The following is a 16307-nucleotide window of genomic DNA, read 5'->3' as shown; positions in this document are numbered from 1 at the left end:
CATCCCCGCCGTGCGTGACTCGGCCGCTTGGCCCATCGAGACCCACATCCTCCACCGTCGCGACGCCGACCGGACCTACCAGTTGTGGGTGGCGCTGCCGATGGGTTACCGGGCAGACGCTTCCCGGCCGTACCCGCTCGTTGTCTGTTGCGACGCGCCATGGACCTTCGGCACCGCAGTGGACACGACCCGGATCCTGTCGATGTCCCGGGAGACGCCCCGCTGCGTGGTCGCGGGCATCGCGCACGACACCACCGACATGCGCGAGATGCTCGACTTGCGGGCAATCGACTACACGGTGACGCCGGCCGAGGCCCCGCCGATGACCGGCATCCGGGCGCCTGCCGCTGAGACGGGTGGGGCCGAACCGTTTCGACAGTGGCTTGCCAGCGATGTGCTGCCGCTGCTGCGAGACCGGTACCACGTCGGCGAGACCACCTACGTCGGCCACTCGTTCACGGCGCTGTTCGGGCTTCACGTGCTCTTCAACTCTCCGGACATGTTTGCTCGCTACCTGCTTGCGAGCCCGTCGGTGTGGTGGGACTACGAGGTCATGTTCCGCCTCGAAGCCGAGCACGCTGCTGCTGGCGGCGATCCGGACGTCAAGGTGTTCATGTCGATGGGGGAGAACGAGACCGACGAGTACTCGCCCCAAGCCAAGTTCTGGGACCAGTTCTCGGCCCGCGGGTACCGCAACATCGACCTTACCTGGCACGTCTTCCCCGGAGAGAACCACAACACTGTCGTCGGCCTGGCTGTCAGTCGCGGCCTTCGAGCGCTGTACGCCGACTGATCGCTGCTTCGAAGTTCCAGCTCCCGAGCGGCATCCCGAACTGCGGTGACCCGGCGTCGTTCCGCGCCGATTGCGGGGGTGGGGCAGAATGGGCTCACTGGGGCAACGGGGAGGCTGTGACATGGCCATGACGCAGACACGCAAGGGACTTGGGCCGCTTGCAGCGAACGGCAAGGTGCCGGTGTACGACGCGGATGCGCACATCGCCGAGCCGCCGTCGGTGTGGACCGAATACGCCGATCCGAAGTTCCGCGACCGGATCATGCAGTGCCGGATCCTGGACGACGGCACCGACGCCGCGTTCGCCGAAGGAAAGAAGCTGCGCAACGGCATCGCGCCGGCGTGCATCCCGCATGCGTACGGCACCAAGGTCACCTGGAACGACATCGTGCCGGGCAGCTACGACCCAGCAGCACGCCTGTCGGTCATGGACGACGAGGGCCTCGACGCAGCGCTCATGTTCCCGTCGCTCATGCTGATCTCCGGTGACATCAACGACCCCGAGGTCGCTGTGGAGAATGCCCGTGCATATAACCGTTGGATGACCGATTTCTGCTCGGAGGACCCGAACCGGCTCTTCGGCATGGGCGTGTGCCCGCTGCAGTCGATTGACGGCGCAGCAGAGATCATCGAGGAAGTCGCCAACGCAGGGCTGACGGGGATTACCTTCCGCCCCGAGCGTTACGGCGGGCTGGAGCTGTTCTCGCCCGAGATGGATCGGGTGTGGTCAGCCGCCGAGCACCACGACCTCACCGTCGGCATCCACGGCAGCTTCGGCTCGGGAATGCCGAGCTTCGCCAAGACCCGCTACGAGAATCAGTTCTACGTCCACATGGTGTGCCATCCCTTCGAGCAGATGGCCTCGGTGATGGAGATGGTGGCGTCGGGCGTGCTTGACGACCATCCCATGCTGAGGGTGGGCTTCTTCGAGTCGGGCCTGGGCTGGCTGCCGTATTGGCTCGACCGTCTCGATGAGCACAAGGAGGCCATGGGCCACCTGGTGCCGCGGCTGAAGCGTGACCCCACCGAGATCTTCTCCGAGCAGTGCTTCGTGACGATGGAGGCCGGCGAAGGCGAGGCGTTCGAGCAGGTTGCGGCCATGGGCTTGGCGCACACGGTCGTGTGGGGCTCGGACTACCCGCATTACGACTGCACGTTCCCCGGCGCACTCGCCGAGCTCAACGAAACCTTCGAAGGCTTCGACAACGAGGTCAGCAGCCTGCGAAACGAGGTCGTCTACACCAACGCGCGCCGCTTCATGGGGCTCTCGTAGCCCGGTTGGGCACGATCGCAGGGTGCTCGACGGCGGACCACCGCCCGACAGCGAGGCGTTCGCCAAGGCCGTACGTCATCGCGACACCTGGCTGGCTCGCAACTGCGACGGGGCCGTCCCGGTTCGCCGCGCCGACGACCGCACGCTGGCGAGCGTCAATTGGCAGCTTGAGAGTGCGCTCGATGGAGACGTCTGGGTGATCGAGCCCGACTGAGCAGGCCTTCGGTCAACTGGGGTCAAGCTGCGTGTCGCCGTCGGCTGCTGGCTCGACGAGTGCGGCCAGCCGCGCAAGCGTGGCTTCCATGTTCGGCACATTCTTCTTGTGCGCCCCGAAGAGTTCGGCGACGCGTGGCCATCGTGACGTCCCCCAGTTGAAGGTCTCGCGCACCAGCGTGCCGCCGTCGTCCTGAGGCTCAAGCTCGTAGCGCCAGCGCTGCCCTTGCCAGTGCGCCCACTCGATCAACCGGCTCTCCTCAAATTCGAGGACCCGGTTATTCGTGGGGTAGGTGACGCCGACCCGCACACGCATCGAGAACGTGCTGCCGAGCGCCAGGCGGGCCTGCGAGCTGGTCATTTGCACGAGGGTTCCCGAGCCGTCGATCTCGCAGCGTCGGCTGGGGTCAGCCAGCACATCAAAGATGCGCTCCGCTGGTGCGTTGATAAGCCGCTCGACGCTGACAGTTCGATGTCTAGCCACTCAAACGCTCCGAATCCGGCACGCCAGTCGACATCAACAGTAGATAATATCAAGTCAAACAAGCTCAGATCAGACATGAGCAGGTTTGAAAAAGCCAGGCTTGCGATGCTCGCGAGTGTCGTGTTAGTCGTGGCGGGGTGCACCGGCAGCGGATCAGCCGGGCGGCTGCGAAGTGCCTGTCGGTGAGTCAGCTCCACACGAAATCGCCGTTTGCTCCAGACGAGATTTTGCGTTTGTGCAGGTCAGCAGGCGTTTTCGCTTGCCGCCTTTGCGCTGTTGGCCGAGCGCAGTTTGCTGGTTGTGACCAGGTGACAGCGGGTCTTGGTTCTGCGTGATCGTTGTCGGCGTGCATTGGGAGCGCCGATATCGCGCCTGTGGCTCGCCCTCTCGGGTGACCGCCGAGGCCGGGCTCGACGGCGGTCCGCCTCGTCGGCTGTCTCGGTCAGCGCTTTGCTGAGGGTCCCTGGTCGTGCCTGTCAGACGCCGCGTCGTCTTTCAAGCCACCTGACGCTGGTCTCGTGCACTTCAACTTGAGTCAGGAGAATGCTGAACCGAGGATCGGTGAGGCTCAGATCGTTGAAGCGCTTGAACTGCTTGGTGGTCCGTGGCTCAGTGCGCTCGCGTCCGTGGACGATGAAGGCACTACTGTTCGGTGTGTGCCGGCCGCTGCCGGGCGCGTCGTCGCGCAGCGTCTGCGTTGGCTTGCCGAAGCGTTCGATGAGGCAATGGACGACGAGATCGGGTCATCCGGATCCGCCTGACCTCACTGGGGCGGTTCGATCGCAAGCCGTTGGACGGGTTGGTCGGTGACCTCTGCGATGAGTTCGAAGTCCTTGTCGACGTGCAAGATCGTCAAGCCCTCGAACTCCGCCGTCGCGGCGAGCAGCAGATCCGCAACCGACGGCGCTCGGTGGTGACCCCGCTCGGCCAGCAGCAGCTGAACTTCGACGGCGCGGTCCTCCATTGCGGGCCGCAGGTATGCGACGGGCATGTCGGCAATTGGCACCTGCTGGAGACTTCGCCGGTGATCATCGGCGGAGCGAGCGGAGAAGCCCACTTCCAGTCGTGTGACAGTCGAGATGTGGACCAGCCCGTGATGGCACCTCAATACCCACTCGTCGGTGTGTGGACTGCTGTGCAACCGAATGAGCGCGGAGGTGTCAGCGAGCCATCCCGTCACCGCCACGCGCCTGCCATGATGTCTGGGTCGAGAGCGTCGGCGCAGATCTCGGCGAGACGCTCAAAGTCTTCTCGCGTTACCCGCTGGCGTCGATCGCGTTCGCGAGCGAGCACTCGCCGCAAGTATTCGGCGCGCGAAAGCCCTTGGTGCTCGGCGTTGGCGTCGATGGTCGCAACAACGTGGGGGGGCACGTCTCGTATCAGAATATCAGGCATTGGATTCCTCCCACATCCTTGGATATCGCACGCTATCGCAATTTCTCTTGCCCGAAGACACCCGCACCGGACCCGCACCGCCCTGTATTGCATCAGCATCGCGCACGGCCCCAACACACGAACTACCCGGCCAATCGATCAACAGACTCCCAGGTCGCAATCTGCATGACTGCATGACTGCTACCATGCAGTCATGCAGCAGATCACTTGGCGAGCAGACGAGGAACTCGTCGCCCGGGTAAAGATGAGTGCCCAGGACCAGCGCATCTCGATGAACGAGTACCTCACCCGGATCGTGCAGGCGGCAACTGACCCCTCACTCTCATCGAACGCAATCGAGGAGATCAGATCGCGCCTCAGACTCGCTGGCCTTCTCTCTGACTTTGAAGCTCGCGACATTGTGCGACCCGATGACGACGCGGTTGCCGCCGCCCGCCAACGAGCCGGTCAGGGAACACCGCTGTCTGAACTGGTTCGCGCCAATCGGTGACGGTATTCCTCGATTCATCCGCTCTCGTCAAGCGCTACGCCAACGAGCCAGGAAGCGACTTGGTCCAAGCCGTCTCGGAGCCGATGATCGCCAGCGACCTGGCTGCTGTGGAGGTCCCAGCCGCGTTATGGCGCAAGCATCGCGTCGGTGAAATCTCCGCAACCGACGCTCAGGTCTTGTGCTGGCGATTCCTGACCGATATCTCCGCTTCCACCCGGGACAGCGACACCGTCCTCATCGGGGTAGGCGAAGACATCCTTCGCTCAGCAATCGATCTCGTAGCCCGTCACCCGCTTCGTGCCTACGACGCCGTGCAGCTTGCGTCGGCGCTGGCCGCATCTCGCCTCATCGGCAGATGTCCATTCGGCTGCTTTGATGAGCAGCTCACTGATGCCGCCGTGGCCGAAGGTCTCATGCTCCTGTGGTGAGTGCGCACGAAATCGCAATCGCCGAGAGCCGCAGCACCGATTGTCGCGGGGTGGGTCCGCTAGACATTTGCGCCATGGGACAGACGATCGAATTGACAGCTTCTGATGGCGCGACGATCAGCGCTTACCGGGCCGAGCCTGCGGGCGCGCCGAAGGGCGGCGTCGTGGTCGTGCAGGAGATCTTCGGTGTGAATGACCACATCCGCAGCGTTGCCGATGGCTACGCCGCGGATGGTTACCTCGCCGTGGCGCCGGCGTTCTTCGACCGTGTGCGCGGCGGCGTCGAGCTCGGCTACGACGCGGAGGGCATCGACGTGGGCCGCAAGATCGCCTTCGACAATCTCACGGTGGACCAGGTCATGGCCGACATCTCAGCAGCCGCCGACTGTGCATCTGAGGGCGGCAAGGTCGGCGTTGTCGGCTACTGCTGGGGCGGCTCGATGTGCTACGTGGCCTCAGCTCGCCTGGCCGGCAAGATCTCGGCCGCTTCGGGCTACTACGGCGGGCAGATCATGCCGCACCTCGACGAGCGTCCGGAAGCGCCGCTGCTGCTGCACTTCGGCACCGAGGATCACGGCATCCCGCTGGAGAACGTGCACGCGATCGCTGAACGCTGGGGGCACATCGCCGTGCACATCTACGATGGGGCAGACCACGGCTTCAACTGCGATGCCCGCTCCAGCTTCCACCCCGATGCCGCGGCACTGGCGAAGCAGCGCACGCTGACTCACTTCGCTGAGCACCTGAGCTAGCCGTCCAGCGGGCCAGAGCGCCCGCATCCCAGCAATTCGCCGGGCTGACGACGCGCCACGAACAACGCCTGAGAGGATGACGCCGATGCGCAGGCTGGCGTCAGGATTGACAATCGCAACGGCGATCGCGCTGGCCGCCTCAGCATGCAGTGCCGCCGAAAACGAGCGGGCCGCGACCACACTGCCGGCGGCGACGACGACCATCGCGGTCGTCGTCCCTTCCACGACGGTGGCGCCCCCGCCGACAACGGCATTGGCGGTGCCATCCACGACGGCCGCCGAGCCAGAAGCACCCGCCACGTCGACGACAGCGGCGCCGCCCGTTTCAGACGACGAAGCGGATGCAACGCCGCCACCGGGTGCGGGCGCAGGCGACAGCTTCTACCCGTGGCTCGGCAACAGCGGCTATGACGTCACCCACTACGACCTCTCGCTCGATGTGGATCCCGTCGCCAACACGATCGACGGCCTGACAACTGTTCACGCCGTTGCGACTGAGGATCTCACGACGATCTACCTCGATCTCTTCGGCCTCGAGGTGAGCACGGTGAAGGTCGACGGCGTCCCAGTCGGCTTCGCCCGCGAGCGGGCCGAGCTGATTGTCCAGCCGGCGGAGTCAATCCCCGCCGACGCAAGCTTCACGGTCGAAGTGGCCTATGCGGGCACACCCGAACGAATCAGAGATCCTGGTGTGCCGTTCGTTCGCATCGGCTGGTTCGGCGTCAACGGCGTGGTCTTCACCTCCAACGAGCCGTCGGGCTCGATGACGTGGTTCCCGTCAAACAATCACCCCACTGACAAAGCGACCTTTACCATCCGCATCACCGTGCCGGAACACCTGACGGCAGCTTCGAACGGGCTTCTCGTCGACGAGATCGTGCTCAACGACCGTCGTACCGCGACCTGGCAGATGGACGATCTGATGGCGCCGTACTTGGCAGCGGTGTATGTCGGCGAATTTGAGCGCCACGCCCAAGCGTCCCGCGACGACCTGCTCATCCGTGACTACATTCCGCGGTCGCTGTCCGAGCCCCAGCGGCAGGCGACGCTCGAGGCGTTGTCGATCACACCCGGAGCCATCGAGTACTTCGAGGAGCTGCTCGGCCCCTACCCGTTCGATGCCTATGGCACGATCGTGATGCCGTTCACCCTGGGCTTCGCCATGGAGAACCAGACGCTCTCGCTGCACGGCACCCAGACGCTCGGCTCGCAGATCATCGCCCACGAGTTGGCGCACCAGTGGTTCGGCAACTCGGTGACCGTGGCCGATTGGAGCGACATCTGGCTGCATGAGGGCTTCGCTCACTACCTGAGCTTCCTGTACCTAGCTGAGGTGCAAGGCGAGGATCTGGAGGCTCTCATGGCTCGAGAGCTGGAGACGGCGACGTTTGCGGGAGCAGCACCGACCGGCGGCATCACGGTGGCGCAGCTGTTCGACTTCAACGCGGTGTATCGGAGGGCGATGTTGACGCTGCATGCCCTGCACCGCCGCGTCGGCGACGACGTGTTCTTCGACATCTTGCGACGCCACTACGAATCGTCAGCTGGGGGCACGACCAACACCGCCGAGTTCTTGGCCGTCGTGGAAGAACTGGCCGGTGCCGGCGCCGTGGGACTTGTCGAGGCGTGGCTCTACGACACCGACGTGCCGTCGACCCTGGGCGACTCCCCGCCCGTCAGCGAGATAACAGAATGACGCCGCGGTCTACTGCTGGGCCGCCCGCGATCGCGCTTCTCTGGGGCATGATGCGCCCTTTATGACATAGTTAGCAAATTCTTGTCAACAACTGACAACTATGTCATAACCACTAACCGGGCGGGCCCGGCAGCGTGTAGTAGGTACCTCGCCGCTGACCATGTCGCACCAGCTGGCCGGCAGATACAAGCCGACTCAGAAAGCGCAGAGCTTGTAGGCGGTCCACGGTCAACCGCTCACGCACCGCTGTGTTCGTAAGCGGGCCTTCTTGAGCAAGAGCGAGAACCAACGTGTCGATCTCGTCGTCGGACAGTCGCAATCCTGCCGGCGCGCCGAGTTCGTCGCTGGCGACATACGTCGCGCCGCCGCGCTGGCCGAGCTGAGTCAGCAACCTCGCGTCCCGCAAGCGCTGAAGTGCCTGACGCGCTTGCACGCTGTCGACGCCGAGGATGTCACGCACGACTGAATTGGTGAGCTCAACGCCCCGTGCTGCGTGAACCAGGATCAATCGGTCGGCCCCGGCGAGCGATCCCCGCTGTTCGAGTTCGGATACCCATGCCCGCTCGAGCGGTGTCACCGCACCGACCGTGCGAAGGGTGACCGATACCGAGTGGCCGTTGTCGAGGAACTCCGGCGGTTCCAGGAGATGTTCGGCCATCTCGTCTTGCATGACGTCCACACCGCGACCGGCGTCCTCGGCCAGTCCATAGCGTCGGAGCGTGTCAATGACGGCCAGATTCCGGGCGGCGTACTGTTCCCGGATATTCGCGACCGTGACTGGCTCCGGCAAACCGCCTGGAGAGGTCACGACCACTCGATCATCGTGAAGCTCGATGCGGACCGCGGTGCCCTTCGCTTCATAGGAGCGATGCGCGACTGCGTTCGCGATGGCCTCTCGCAGGACGACTTCGGGCAGGCGTGGCAGATCGTGGCGCTGCGTACCAATCACGACGTAGTCGATGCCGATTTCATCCAAGACGGCCGAGGTAGCTGCTTCGAGCTGGTCGGCGATCGGTCCCATGATTTCGATGCGTCGATCCGGCTCGGTCGCCTCGCCTCGATAGCGGAAGATCTCGATGTAAGCCTTTCCCAGCACGGCGTGGGGTTCAGGCAGCAGGTGTAACGCCCCGGCGACCGTGAGTCTGGGCTCGGGACCTTCGAGTGCGACCAGACCGTGCTCGATCATCCGCTCCGTTCTGCCGTCGGTGTGCCAACCCCACGCCGAAGCCAACTGGTCAACGAGTTCGGGGGCGGCGCTGCTCAGCGGAATTCCCGTCGGTGTGGTGTCGAAGCGCCCCAGAGAGCGCCGACTGACGAGCCGGATCAGATCTTCGCCGAGCAACGCACGGTTCGAAGCCCCGAAGCGACCGAGGACGCTGCCGTCGGAGAGCTGAGCGAAGCCTTCGGTACGGTTTGCGATCGAAACCACTACGACCGGCTTGTCATCGACTGCGATTTGGCGGACTTCGTAGCGACCCGGGTTGACCACCCCTCCGAACACGTTGTTGTTGAGCTGCGCGCTGCCTTTCGAGGTGAGCACGAAGCCTTTCACCGTGCCGTCGTCGCTAGCGCCGAGCAGAATCACGCCGCCGTCGGTGTTCGAGAACGCCACGATCGCGCGGCGCAACTCCTTGACCGACAGCCCCTCTTTGAATTCGACGTGCTCGCTTTCTGCCGGAAATGCGGCACGAAGATCCTCGGCAGTCATCACCATCGGAACAGGCGCGTCATGACGAGGATGAAAAAGCGGATATGACATACTTATCTCTTGCAGTCAGCTATACGACAAATATGTCATAAATGTACAATGGTTTGCATGGTTCGTACGGGTGAAGACCAGTCGTGTGCTCGTCCGCTGACGGCTCAGCCGCTCAGCAGAATCACGCCGCGGTCTACTGCTGGGCCGCCTTCGGCGTTCAGCACTTCGAAACGGGCTGCTTCGGCGGCATCTCCGAGGCCGGTCACTGGTGTCAGGTCGTGAATCCGGACCGTGATCGTCGACGGCATGAGCACCATGGCGCGGAAGCGGCAGACGATGCGGCGAACCCGGTTCGGATCCCCGTCGGCAACCGCGTCGACGACGGCCGAGACGCCGAGAGCCAGGGTGGCGGTGCCATGCAGGATGATGCCGGGCAGCCCGGCCTTGCGCGCGACGGCGGCGTCGGTGTGGATCGGATTCCAGATGCGAGCGCACTCCGTGTAGGCATGTGCCGCTCCGTGAGCCACGGGCACCGGAAGCTCAATGAGAGGCTCGGCTGGCAGATCGCTGAAATCCGGCTCTGCGGGCGCGTCAGGGTCGGGGCGATCGGGGCCGACGGTTTCGACGCCGAGGTAGATGCCGCCCTGATACGTCGTTGCGATCGGGTCGCCGTTGGCGTCGACGGTGTCGAGCCGCATCGTCTGAAACGTGCCCGGCTTGCGTTGCTCCATGCCGGAGTAGGTGAGGCTGGTCGTCAGCCGGTCGCCCGGTCGCACCAGGCGGTGCACGGTCAAGTCGTGCGTGGCATGCACCGAGCGCCGGATCTCGTCGAGGCTGATGCCCCAGCGGGCCGAAACGTCACGGCCTGCCACGATGGCCGGCCACTCGGGACACACCGCGAACATCGGGTGCGCCACGACGCCGTCGTCAGAAAGCGTGTCGAAATAGCAATCGTGGGTGTCGTCCAGCGACGCTGAGTAGGCCATCGTCCAGCGGGCGTCCACATCATGGGTGACCGGCCCGATCACCTCGCCCACCATGTCTGTCGGTACTGGCATGCTGTCAAACCCCCGCTGTTCGCGGGCACGAGCGTAGTGATGCCGCGAGGCCCCGCCGACTGGCGGTCGGCGGGATTGTCGAGCTCAGTAACCGCAGGGCGGGCGCCGGACGGCGGTGAGCACCTTCAGCATGCGCCGGCACAGCTCGCTTGGCTGCGACGGGCGGGTGCAGACGGTGTGTCCGTCGATCCGACGCCGACGTGCGATCCGTTGCCGACGGAACTCGGCGTGATCGGGGATCGTCAGTCGGGTCATGACTTCACTGTAAGTCTGACCGCAGAAAAAGTGTTCGCGGTATTCGCCATTTCTTGCATACCTTTCTTGCGCGGTCCCCATGTCGTCGCGCGGTGCCTTCGAAACGCCAGAATCACTGTGTGCCGAGACGGGCGAACAGATGGAGATTGCGCGGCCCAGGAGGTTTGCTGGCCGCCGACGGCACCGCCGGCTATCGGGCGTGGCGGGCGGCGCGCGGGCTCATTCGCATCGTGCTGTACCGAATGTTCCGCGTGCGAGCCACAGGGCAGGAGCGCCTGCGAGCGAACGGCCCATTGATTTACGCGTCCGTTCACCGCAGCCACCTCGACGGCCCACTCGTCGGGAGCCTCACCCATCATCAAGTTCGCTACCTGGGCAAAGAGGAGCTCTTCCATCCCAAGCCGCTCGGCTGGTTCATGCGCTCGATCGGGACGTTCCCAGTGCGGCGCGGCGAGGCCGACCTCGACGCAATGCGTGCAGCGCTGCAATTGCTGCGAGACGGCGCGGCGATGCTGGTCTTTCCTGAAGGGACGCGACAGCCCTCCGATGACATCGGCCCCATCTTCGATGGCACTGCGTGGCTGGCGGCCAAGTCGGGGGCTCCAGTGCTGCCTGTGGGAGTCGCCGGCACACGCGAGGCCATGCCCAGCGGCGCGAAGTTCCCCAAGAGGACACAGGTGGCGATCGTGGTGGGCGAACCCCTGGCACCGCCGAGCGGGCCAGACGGGGGACGTGCCCGGCGACCTGACATGACTGCGTGGACAGCGACGTTGCGGGACGCGCTGGAGGACTGCCAGCGGAGTGCACGAGCGCTGGCGAACGAGCCCGGCCGTGGGCGCACGCCGATGCGCGATCTTGTGCCGTGATGAGACCCGATCACCTTTCACCGGTGTGGCCGAAGCCCGAGCCCGGAGCGCTAGCTGGCATCCGCATCTGCGACTTCACCGGGCAGCTTGCGGGCGCTGGCGCCACCAAGATCCTGGCGGCCCTCGGTGCGGAGGTGATCCGCATTGAAGACCCCGTGCGGCAGGGCCGTTGGGACATCCTGCGGGGCACCCAGCCGTTCGTGGGCGAGCACCGCGGCATCGAAGCCGGGGGCTCGTTCAACAATCACAGCGCCGGAAAGCTGGGTATTACGCTCAACCTGCGAGACGACCGGGCGAAGGAGCTGCTCGCTGAACTCGTCGCGGTCAGCGACGCGGTCACCGAGAATTTCGCAGCCGGTGTGATGGACCGCCTCGGCTTCGGCTACGAGGCGCTGTGTGCCATCAAGCCCGACATCGTCTACGTCTCGAACAGCGGCTTCGGTGCGAATGGTCCCTATGCCAGCTTCCGGTCGTGGGGCCCGATTGCCCAGGCGGTGTCCGGCCTGACGTTCCAGTCCGGCCTGCCCGATCTGCCGCCTGCCGGCTGGGGCTACTCGTTCATGGATCACACCGGCGCCTACTACATGGCGATCGCGGTCGGCATGGCGCTGTTTCATCGTCGGCGCACCGGCGAGGGCCAGTGGGTGGACTTGGCCTGCATCGAGGCGGCGGGAACCCTGCACGGCGCAGCATCGCTGGACTTCTCCGTGAATGGCCGGCCAGCGCGTCGGCCCGAGATGCCCAATAGCAACCGTTCGCAGTCGCCGGCGATGGCGCCCCACGGCATCTTTGCGTGCAACGGCGGCGACGAGTGGGCGGCGATCGCCGTCCGCAACGACGAGGACTGGCAGCGGTTCGCCGATGCCGTCGACGAGCCGTGGACCGCCGACGAGCGATGGACTCGCCTCGCCGGCCGATTGGCGCAGGAGGACGAGCTGGAGCGCCTGGTTGGGGAGTGGACGGTGACGCGGGTCAGGCACGATGTCTCGCAGCACCTCATTGCCGCGGGCGTACCCGCGGCACCGGTGCTGCGCCCCAGCGAACGCATCGACGGCGATCCGCGTACCAAGGACTGGGGGCTGTGGGTCACGGTTCCGCACCGGGAGGTGGGCGACACCCGCGTCGAGGGCCTGCCGGTTCGCCTGTCCGAGACTGATTGGGCGATCGGACGCGCCGCGCCATGTCTGGGCGAGGACAACCGCTACGTGTTCGGCGAGGTGTTGGGCCGCAGCGACGCTGAGCTAGCTGCGCTGGCCGCAGAGGGCGTCATCTAATGGCCTCGGCTGCCGGTACACGCCCGCTTGACGGCGTTCGGGTCATCGAGCTGACGTCGGAGCGATGTGCGCTCGCGGGCAAGCTGCTTGCCGACATGGGCGCCGATGTGATCGTCGTGGAGCCGCCCGGCGGGTCGCCGATGCGCGCCTACGAGCCATTTGCAGGCGACAGTCCGGATCCCGAGAGTGCCCTGTGGTGGTGGCACTACAACACCTCGAAGCGCTCAGTGGTGGCAGACCTCGACAGCGCCGAGGGCGCGGGTGACTTCCGGCGCTTGGTAAGCACATCCGACGTCGTGATCGAGGCCGAGCCGCTCGGCCGCCTTGCGGCGCTCGGCCTCGATTGGAGCCAACTAGGGCGAGCGGTTCCGAGTGCGGCAGCCGATGCGGCCCAAACCTCGCCCGATGCCAGCGGGCGCAACGAGCGGCTCATCTGGGTGTCGATCACGCACAACGGTCGACAGCGGTCCGATCCGCCCGCCACCGACCTGACGGTTTTGGCCGAAGGGGGTCCCGCGTGGTCGTGCGGCTACGACGATCACACCATCCCCCCGGTCCGCGGCGGCGGGAACCAGGGCCTGCAGATGGCGTGCCACTACGCCGTCGCGACGCTGATGGCCGCGCTGTTATGGCGGGAAGACTCGGGCCGCGGCCAGCTCATCGATGTGTCCATGCTCGCCACCGCGAACGTGACCTGTGAGTTCGCGACCTACTTCTGGCTGAACCAGCAGATCGATGTGCAGCGCCAGACCGGCCGTCACGCGCTCCCGCAGATCTCCGAGCCCACACAGGTTCGTTGCGCGGACGGGCGCTGGCTGAACACCGGGGTGCCGCCTCGGCGCGGACCGGAATTTGCTGCGCTGGCTGAGTGGGTTGCCGAGCTGGACTTGACTGACCAGTGCCCCTACACCGAACTGCTGAAGCTAGGCGAGGCCTACGAGCTGATCGACATCCTGCACCTCGACGCAGATCCGCTCGGCGCCGAGGTGTTCGGCGCCGGGCGCGACACCATCAACTTCCTGGCCGAGCGGCTCGGAGCGCACGAGCTCTTCGTTGGCTTGCAGGCGAAAGGCCTCGCCTGCGGCATCGTCTACTCACCCGAGGAGATGCTCGCCGATGAACACTTCGTGGCCCGAGGCTTCCCCGTCGAAATCGACCACGACGGCACCCCTGTCACGTACCCGGGCGCGCCCTACCAGTTCTCGGCGACGCCGTGGCGCGCGACGCGGGCGCCTCGCCTCGGCGAGCACCAAGATCTTCTCGCCGACTGAGTGCTGCAATGCAGCGCCCAGCCTCAGCTACTCGTCGGGGTTGTGGAAGCGGGCCGCCTTGGCGAGCTCTCGCACTTCGGCGCGCTCGTCGGGAGTCAGGCACTCGAAGTCGGGGGCGTGCAGCTTGTCGGTCAGCGACTCGATCTCGTCGCGTGCATCGGTGAGGTGGCTGACGTCGGGATACGGCCGCTCCCAACCGAAGAACTCGGCGTTCCACTCGCCCGCGGGGCCTGACAGGATCGCCTCAAGCGGCCTCATGTCCAGCGCCTGCACCGCGACGGCGTGTCGACCGAAGCGCAGCTCCCGCATGATCTGGGCCATGAAGAACGCACGGGCTGGCCCGGGCTCGCCGGGCCGTGGCAAGTCTCGCCAGCCGACAAATGTCGGAGCACCTTGGGGAACGGCGGAGTCCACGACCCGCTCGAGCAACTCGCCAAGACGTTCGGCGCCTTCCATGCCGGCGAGCCGCTTCTCACCGTACTCGGCGCAGATGTCGGCCCAGATCAGCGCTCCCTCGGACGGCTTCATGACCGCCCGTCCTTGCGCCACCATCGAACGCATCTTGTCGGGAGCCCAGAAGAAGGCAGCGCCGACGACGTTGTCAACCGGGCATTCGCCCAAGACACCGAGCCGACCGGTTGCGTAGGCCCCGAAGCCTTCCGCCATGCCGCGCTGGGCCGCCTTTTCGAGCGTCGACGGGTCCATCAACCAGTCCATCGCCAGCATTCCCACTGAGCCGCGCATGCTGCGCGCAACCGCTGCCGTCTCCATGACGAATCCTCCCTATGACGCAGGCCCTCGCCGCCAGTCGTCGAACACGTATGCGCCGCACAGTTTGGCTGATGCGACCGAAGCGCGCCGGATAGGCCTGCACACGCCGGGTTGGCATGCGCGCGCTGGGAAACTCTGGGTTGGCTTGCAAGCCCCGGGGCTATCTGAGCGAGCCCAGGGCGCTGTGGCCTAGCCTCGAAGTCGCCAGCATCGCTGGATCGCCTGAGCACGGGCGCCCCGACAGCCCACTGACAGTCTCGGGAAGATCCGAAAGGGGAGCACGTCATGCATGTCGGTTACTCGGCCGTCTTCCAGAACCCAGAGAACGCACTCCCGGACCGAGAGGTTTGGGACCAGGAGATCCGCATGGTCTCCGAAGCCGAGGATCTCGGCTTCGACTCGATCTGGACGGTGGAGCATCACTTCACCGACTACACGATGTGCCCCGATCCTGTGCAGTTCCTGACCTGGGTTGCCGGGAAGACGAACCTGCAACTCGGCACCGCCGTCATCGTGCTGCCCTGGCACGACCCGATGCGCGTCGCCGAACAGGTGACCATGCTCGACAACCTCTCCGACGGCCGTCTCATCCTCGGCATCGGGCGCGGCCTGGCCCGCGTCGAGTACGAGGGCTTCCGTGTCGACATGAACACCAGCCGGGAGCGCTTCCTGGAGTACGCCAAGATGATCATCGAAGGCCTCGAACAGGGCTACGTGGAGCACGATGGCGAATTCGTCACCCAGCCCCGCCGCGAGATTCGTCCCAAGCCCGAGCATTCCTTCAAGGGCCGCACCTACGCCGCTGCCGTGTCGCCCGAAGGCATGCCGCTCATGGCGCAGCTGGGCATCGGGCTGCTGGTGATCCCCCAGAAGCCTTGGGAGATTGTCGAGTCTGACTTCGCCGCCTATCACGGCGAATGGGCTAGACACCACACCGCGCCGCCCCCGCCCCCGCTGTTAGGCGGGTTCTGCTGGGTCGACACCAACGCAGAACGTGCCGAAGAGAAGGCGATGGAGCACATCGGCAACTACTACGGCACGGTGATGAAGCACTACGAGTTCGGCCCCAAGCGGCCGCACGAGGGTGTCAAGGGCTACGAGTTCTACGAGGGCATCTCGAAGTACATCGACCGCCACGGCGCCCGCGGCGCAGCCGAGGACTTCACCCGGTTGATGCCATACGGCACGCCCGACCAGGTGCTCGAGAAGCTCCAAGTCATCAGGGACAAGATCGACATGGCGGCGTTCTTCCCGAACCTCTGCTTCGCCGGTATGAACTGGACGGAGGCGCGCCGCAACCGCGACCTGTTTGCCGCCGAGGTGCTTCCCGTGCTCAAGGAGTGGGACGCCCCGCCGGTGGGCCTCGCCGCCACCGAGTTGGCAGCCGCTGCTGCCTGATCACATCGCGGCAACTAGAGCGCTTCGCATCCCAGGTGCTCGCAAAGGAAACTTCCGCATCCGGTACGCGGTTGCCGCTGGAGCGCTTGTTCGATGCCCGCGCTATGCGGGACGGCGCTGGAACACAGCGGGCTTGGTGAAGTCCTACGGCCAGCGCGAAACCCAGTGTGAATCACCGCGGGTCACTAAGC

General features: G+C 65.4%; 18 protein-coding genes. 11 read left to right on the top strand and 7 right to left on the bottom strand.

Translation table 11 applies throughout. The annotated features are described in order from the left end of the window. The first annotated feature begins 10 nt into the window (after positions 1-10). The 3 genes from ACOCMM_RS17325 to ACOCMM_RS17315 all read left to right on the top strand — a co-directional run bounded on the left by ACOCMM_RS17325 (position 11) and on the right by ACOCMM_RS17315 (position 2280). The gene (locus ACOCMM_RS17325; RefSeq protein ID WP_419554378.1) at positions 11-793 is read left to right on the top strand and encodes an alpha/beta hydrolase; all 783 of its coding nucleotides are present in this window, start codon (positions 11-13) and stop codon (positions 791-793) included. A gap of 121 nt (positions 794-914) precedes the next feature. Then, positions 915-2066: an amidohydrolase family protein gene (locus tag ACOCMM_RS17320; protein ID WP_419554377.1), complete on the top strand. Its 1152-nt coding sequence runs from the start codon at positions 915-917 to the stop codon at positions 2064-2066. A 22-nt stretch (positions 2067-2088) separates the two neighbouring features. Beyond that, a complete protein-coding gene (locus ACOCMM_RS17315; RefSeq protein ID WP_419554376.1) occupies positions 2089-2280 on the top strand; it encodes a hypothetical protein in 192 nt (63 codons plus the stop codon). A gap of 12 nt (positions 2281-2292) precedes the next feature. Here the strand turns inward: ACOCMM_RS17315 and ACOCMM_RS17310 are convergent, their stop codons facing one another. The 3 genes from ACOCMM_RS17310 to ACOCMM_RS17300 form a co-directional block, all read right to left on the bottom strand. Further along, on the bottom strand, positions 2293-2763 hold the full coding sequence (locus ACOCMM_RS17310) for an SRPBCC family protein (RefSeq protein WP_419554375.1): 471 nt from the start codon (positions 2761-2763) through the stop codon (positions 2293-2295). Positions 2764-3526: 763 nt separating this feature from the next. Beyond that, positions 3527-3949 carry a PIN domain nuclease gene (locus ACOCMM_RS17305; RefSeq protein ID WP_419554374.1) on the bottom strand — a complete coding sequence of 141 codons (423 nt, stop codon included), beginning with the start codon at positions 3947-3949 and terminating at the stop codon, positions 3527-3529. Continuing rightward, positions 3940-4158: an antitoxin gene (locus ACOCMM_RS17300; protein ID WP_419554373.1), complete on the bottom strand. Its 219-nt coding sequence runs from the start codon at positions 4156-4158 to the stop codon at positions 3940-3942. The genes ACOCMM_RS17305 and ACOCMM_RS17300 overlap by 10 nt, the downstream gene beginning before the upstream one ends. Before the next feature lie 193 nt (positions 4159-4351). Between ACOCMM_RS17300 and ACOCMM_RS17295 the strand changes: the two genes are divergently transcribed. From ACOCMM_RS17295 to ACOCMM_RS17280, 4 genes are all read left to right on the top strand, one after another. Beyond that, a complete protein-coding gene (locus ACOCMM_RS17295) occupies positions 4352-4648 on the top strand; it encodes a transcriptional regulator (RefSeq protein ID WP_419554372.1) in 297 nt (98 codons plus the stop codon). Continuing rightward, positions 4645-5076, top strand: coding sequence for a type II toxin-antitoxin system VapC family toxin (locus tag ACOCMM_RS17290; RefSeq protein ID WP_419554371.1), 432 nt, complete (start codon positions 4645-4647; stop codon positions 5074-5076). The genes ACOCMM_RS17295 and ACOCMM_RS17290 overlap by 4 nt, the downstream gene beginning before the upstream one ends. 74 nt (positions 5077-5150) lie before the next feature. Further along, positions 5151-5828: a dienelactone hydrolase family protein gene (locus ACOCMM_RS17285; RefSeq protein WP_419554370.1), complete on the top strand. Its 678-nt coding sequence runs from the start codon at positions 5151-5153 to the stop codon at positions 5826-5828. An 85-nt stretch (positions 5829-5913) separates the two neighbouring features. Further along, positions 5914-7524, top strand: coding sequence for a M1 family aminopeptidase (locus tag ACOCMM_RS17280; protein ID WP_419554369.1), 1611 nt, complete (start codon positions 5914-5916; stop codon positions 7522-7524). A 112-nt stretch (positions 7525-7636) separates the two neighbouring features. Here ACOCMM_RS17280 and ACOCMM_RS17275 read toward each other — a convergent pair whose 3' ends face one another. From ACOCMM_RS17275 to ACOCMM_RS17265, 3 genes are all read right to left on the bottom strand, one after another. Then, positions 7637-9238 carry an ATP-binding protein gene (locus ACOCMM_RS17275; protein WP_419554368.1) on the bottom strand — a complete coding sequence of 534 codons (1602 nt, stop codon included), beginning with the start codon at positions 9236-9238 and terminating at the stop codon, positions 7637-7639. A 149-nt stretch (positions 9239-9387) separates the two neighbouring features. Further along, complete coding sequence (locus ACOCMM_RS17270; protein WP_419554367.1) at positions 9388-10281, bottom strand: MaoC/PaaZ C-terminal domain-containing protein; 894 nt, start codon at positions 10279-10281, stop codon at positions 9388-9390. An 84-nt stretch (positions 10282-10365) separates the two neighbouring features. Then, complete coding sequence (locus ACOCMM_RS17265; protein WP_419554366.1) at positions 10366-10536, bottom strand: hypothetical protein; 171 nt, start codon at positions 10534-10536, stop codon at positions 10366-10368. A 119-nt stretch (positions 10537-10655) separates the two neighbouring features. Here ACOCMM_RS17265 and ACOCMM_RS17260 point away from each other — a divergent pair, with 119 nt between their 5' ends. Genes ACOCMM_RS17260 through ACOCMM_RS17250 form a run of 3 tightly spaced genes read left to right on the top strand, consistent with a single transcriptional unit; the run spans position 10656 to position 13947 of the window. Beyond that, positions 10656-11402 carry a lysophospholipid acyltransferase family protein gene (locus ACOCMM_RS17260; RefSeq protein WP_419554365.1) on the top strand — a complete coding sequence of 249 codons (747 nt, stop codon included), beginning with the start codon at positions 10656-10658 and terminating at the stop codon, positions 11400-11402. Positions 11403-11425: 23 nt separating this feature from the next. Further along, on the top strand, positions 11426-12676 hold the full coding sequence (locus tag ACOCMM_RS17255; RefSeq protein WP_419554364.1) for a CaiB/BaiF CoA transferase family protein: 1251 nt from the start codon (positions 11426-11428) through the stop codon (positions 12674-12676). After that, complete coding sequence (locus tag ACOCMM_RS17250; RefSeq protein ID WP_419554363.1) at positions 12676-13947, top strand: CaiB/BaiF CoA transferase family protein; 1272 nt, start codon at positions 12676-12678, stop codon at positions 13945-13947. The genes ACOCMM_RS17255 and ACOCMM_RS17250 overlap by 1 nt, the downstream gene beginning before the upstream one ends. Positions 13948-13974: 27 nt before the next feature. Here the strand turns inward: ACOCMM_RS17250 and ACOCMM_RS17245 are convergent, their stop codons facing one another. Next, positions 13975-14718, bottom strand: a complete 744-nt coding sequence (locus ACOCMM_RS17245; protein ID WP_419554362.1) for a helix-turn-helix domain-containing protein — start codon at positions 14716-14718, stop codon at positions 13975-13977. 285 nt (positions 14719-15003) lie between these two features. On the opposite strand from ACOCMM_RS17245, the gene ACOCMM_RS17240 reads away from it, so the two are divergent. Beyond that, positions 15004-16116, top strand: a complete 1113-nt coding sequence (locus tag ACOCMM_RS17240) for an LLM class flavin-dependent oxidoreductase (RefSeq protein ID WP_419554361.1) — start codon at positions 15004-15006, stop codon at positions 16114-16116. Positions 16117-16307: the final 191 nt, after the last annotated feature.

The organism is Candidatus Poriferisodalis sp., from assembly GCF_965198245.1.
GTDB lineage: Bacteria > Actinomycetota > Acidimicrobiia > Acidimicrobiales > Poriferisodalaceae > Poriferisodalis.
The sequence above is the reverse complement of the archived record's forward strand: the minus strand, read 5'-3'. Positions and strand labels throughout refer to the sequence as shown.

Bases quoted from the DNA above. Each gene is read 5' to 3' on its own strand.
- ACOCMM_RS17280 (WP_419554369.1), top strand. From the start codon at position 5,914: ATGCGCAGGCTGGCGTCAGGATTGACAATCGCAACGGCGATCGCGCTG.
- ACOCMM_RS17295 (WP_419554372.1), top strand. From the start codon at position 4,352: ATGCAGCAGATCACTTGGCGAGCAGACGAGGAACTCGTCGCCCGGGTA.
- ACOCMM_RS17245 (WP_419554362.1), bottom strand. From the start codon at position 14,718: ATGGAGACGGCAGCGGTTGCGCGCAGCATGCGCGGCTCAGTGGGAATG.
- ACOCMM_RS17320 (WP_419554377.1), top strand. From the start codon at position 915: ATGGCCATGACGCAGACACGCAAGGGACTTGGGCCGCTTGCAGCGAAC.
- ACOCMM_RS17265 (WP_419554366.1), bottom strand. From the start codon at position 10,536: ATGACCCGACTGACGATCCCCGATCACGCCGAGTTCCGTCGGCAACGG.
- ACOCMM_RS17275 (WP_419554368.1), bottom strand. From the start codon at position 9,238: ATGGTGATGACTGCCGAGGATCTTCGTGCCGCATTTCCGGCAGAAAGC.
- ACOCMM_RS17270 (WP_419554367.1), bottom strand. From the start codon at position 10,281: ATGCCAGTACCGACAGACATGGTGGGCGAGGTGATCGGGCCGGTCACC.
- ACOCMM_RS17250 (WP_419554363.1), top strand. From the start codon at position 12,676: ATGGCCTCGGCTGCCGGTACACGCCCGCTTGACGGCGTTCGGGTCATC.
- ACOCMM_RS17300 (WP_419554373.1), bottom strand. From the start codon at position 4,158: ATGCCTGATATTCTGATACGAGACGTGCCCCCCCACGTTGTTGCGACC.
- ACOCMM_RS17285 (WP_419554370.1), top strand. From the start codon at position 5,151: ATGGGACAGACGATCGAATTGACAGCTTCTGATGGCGCGACGATCAGC.
- ACOCMM_RS17240 (WP_419554361.1), top strand. From the start codon at position 15,004: ATGCATGTCGGTTACTCGGCCGTCTTCCAGAACCCAGAGAACGCACTC.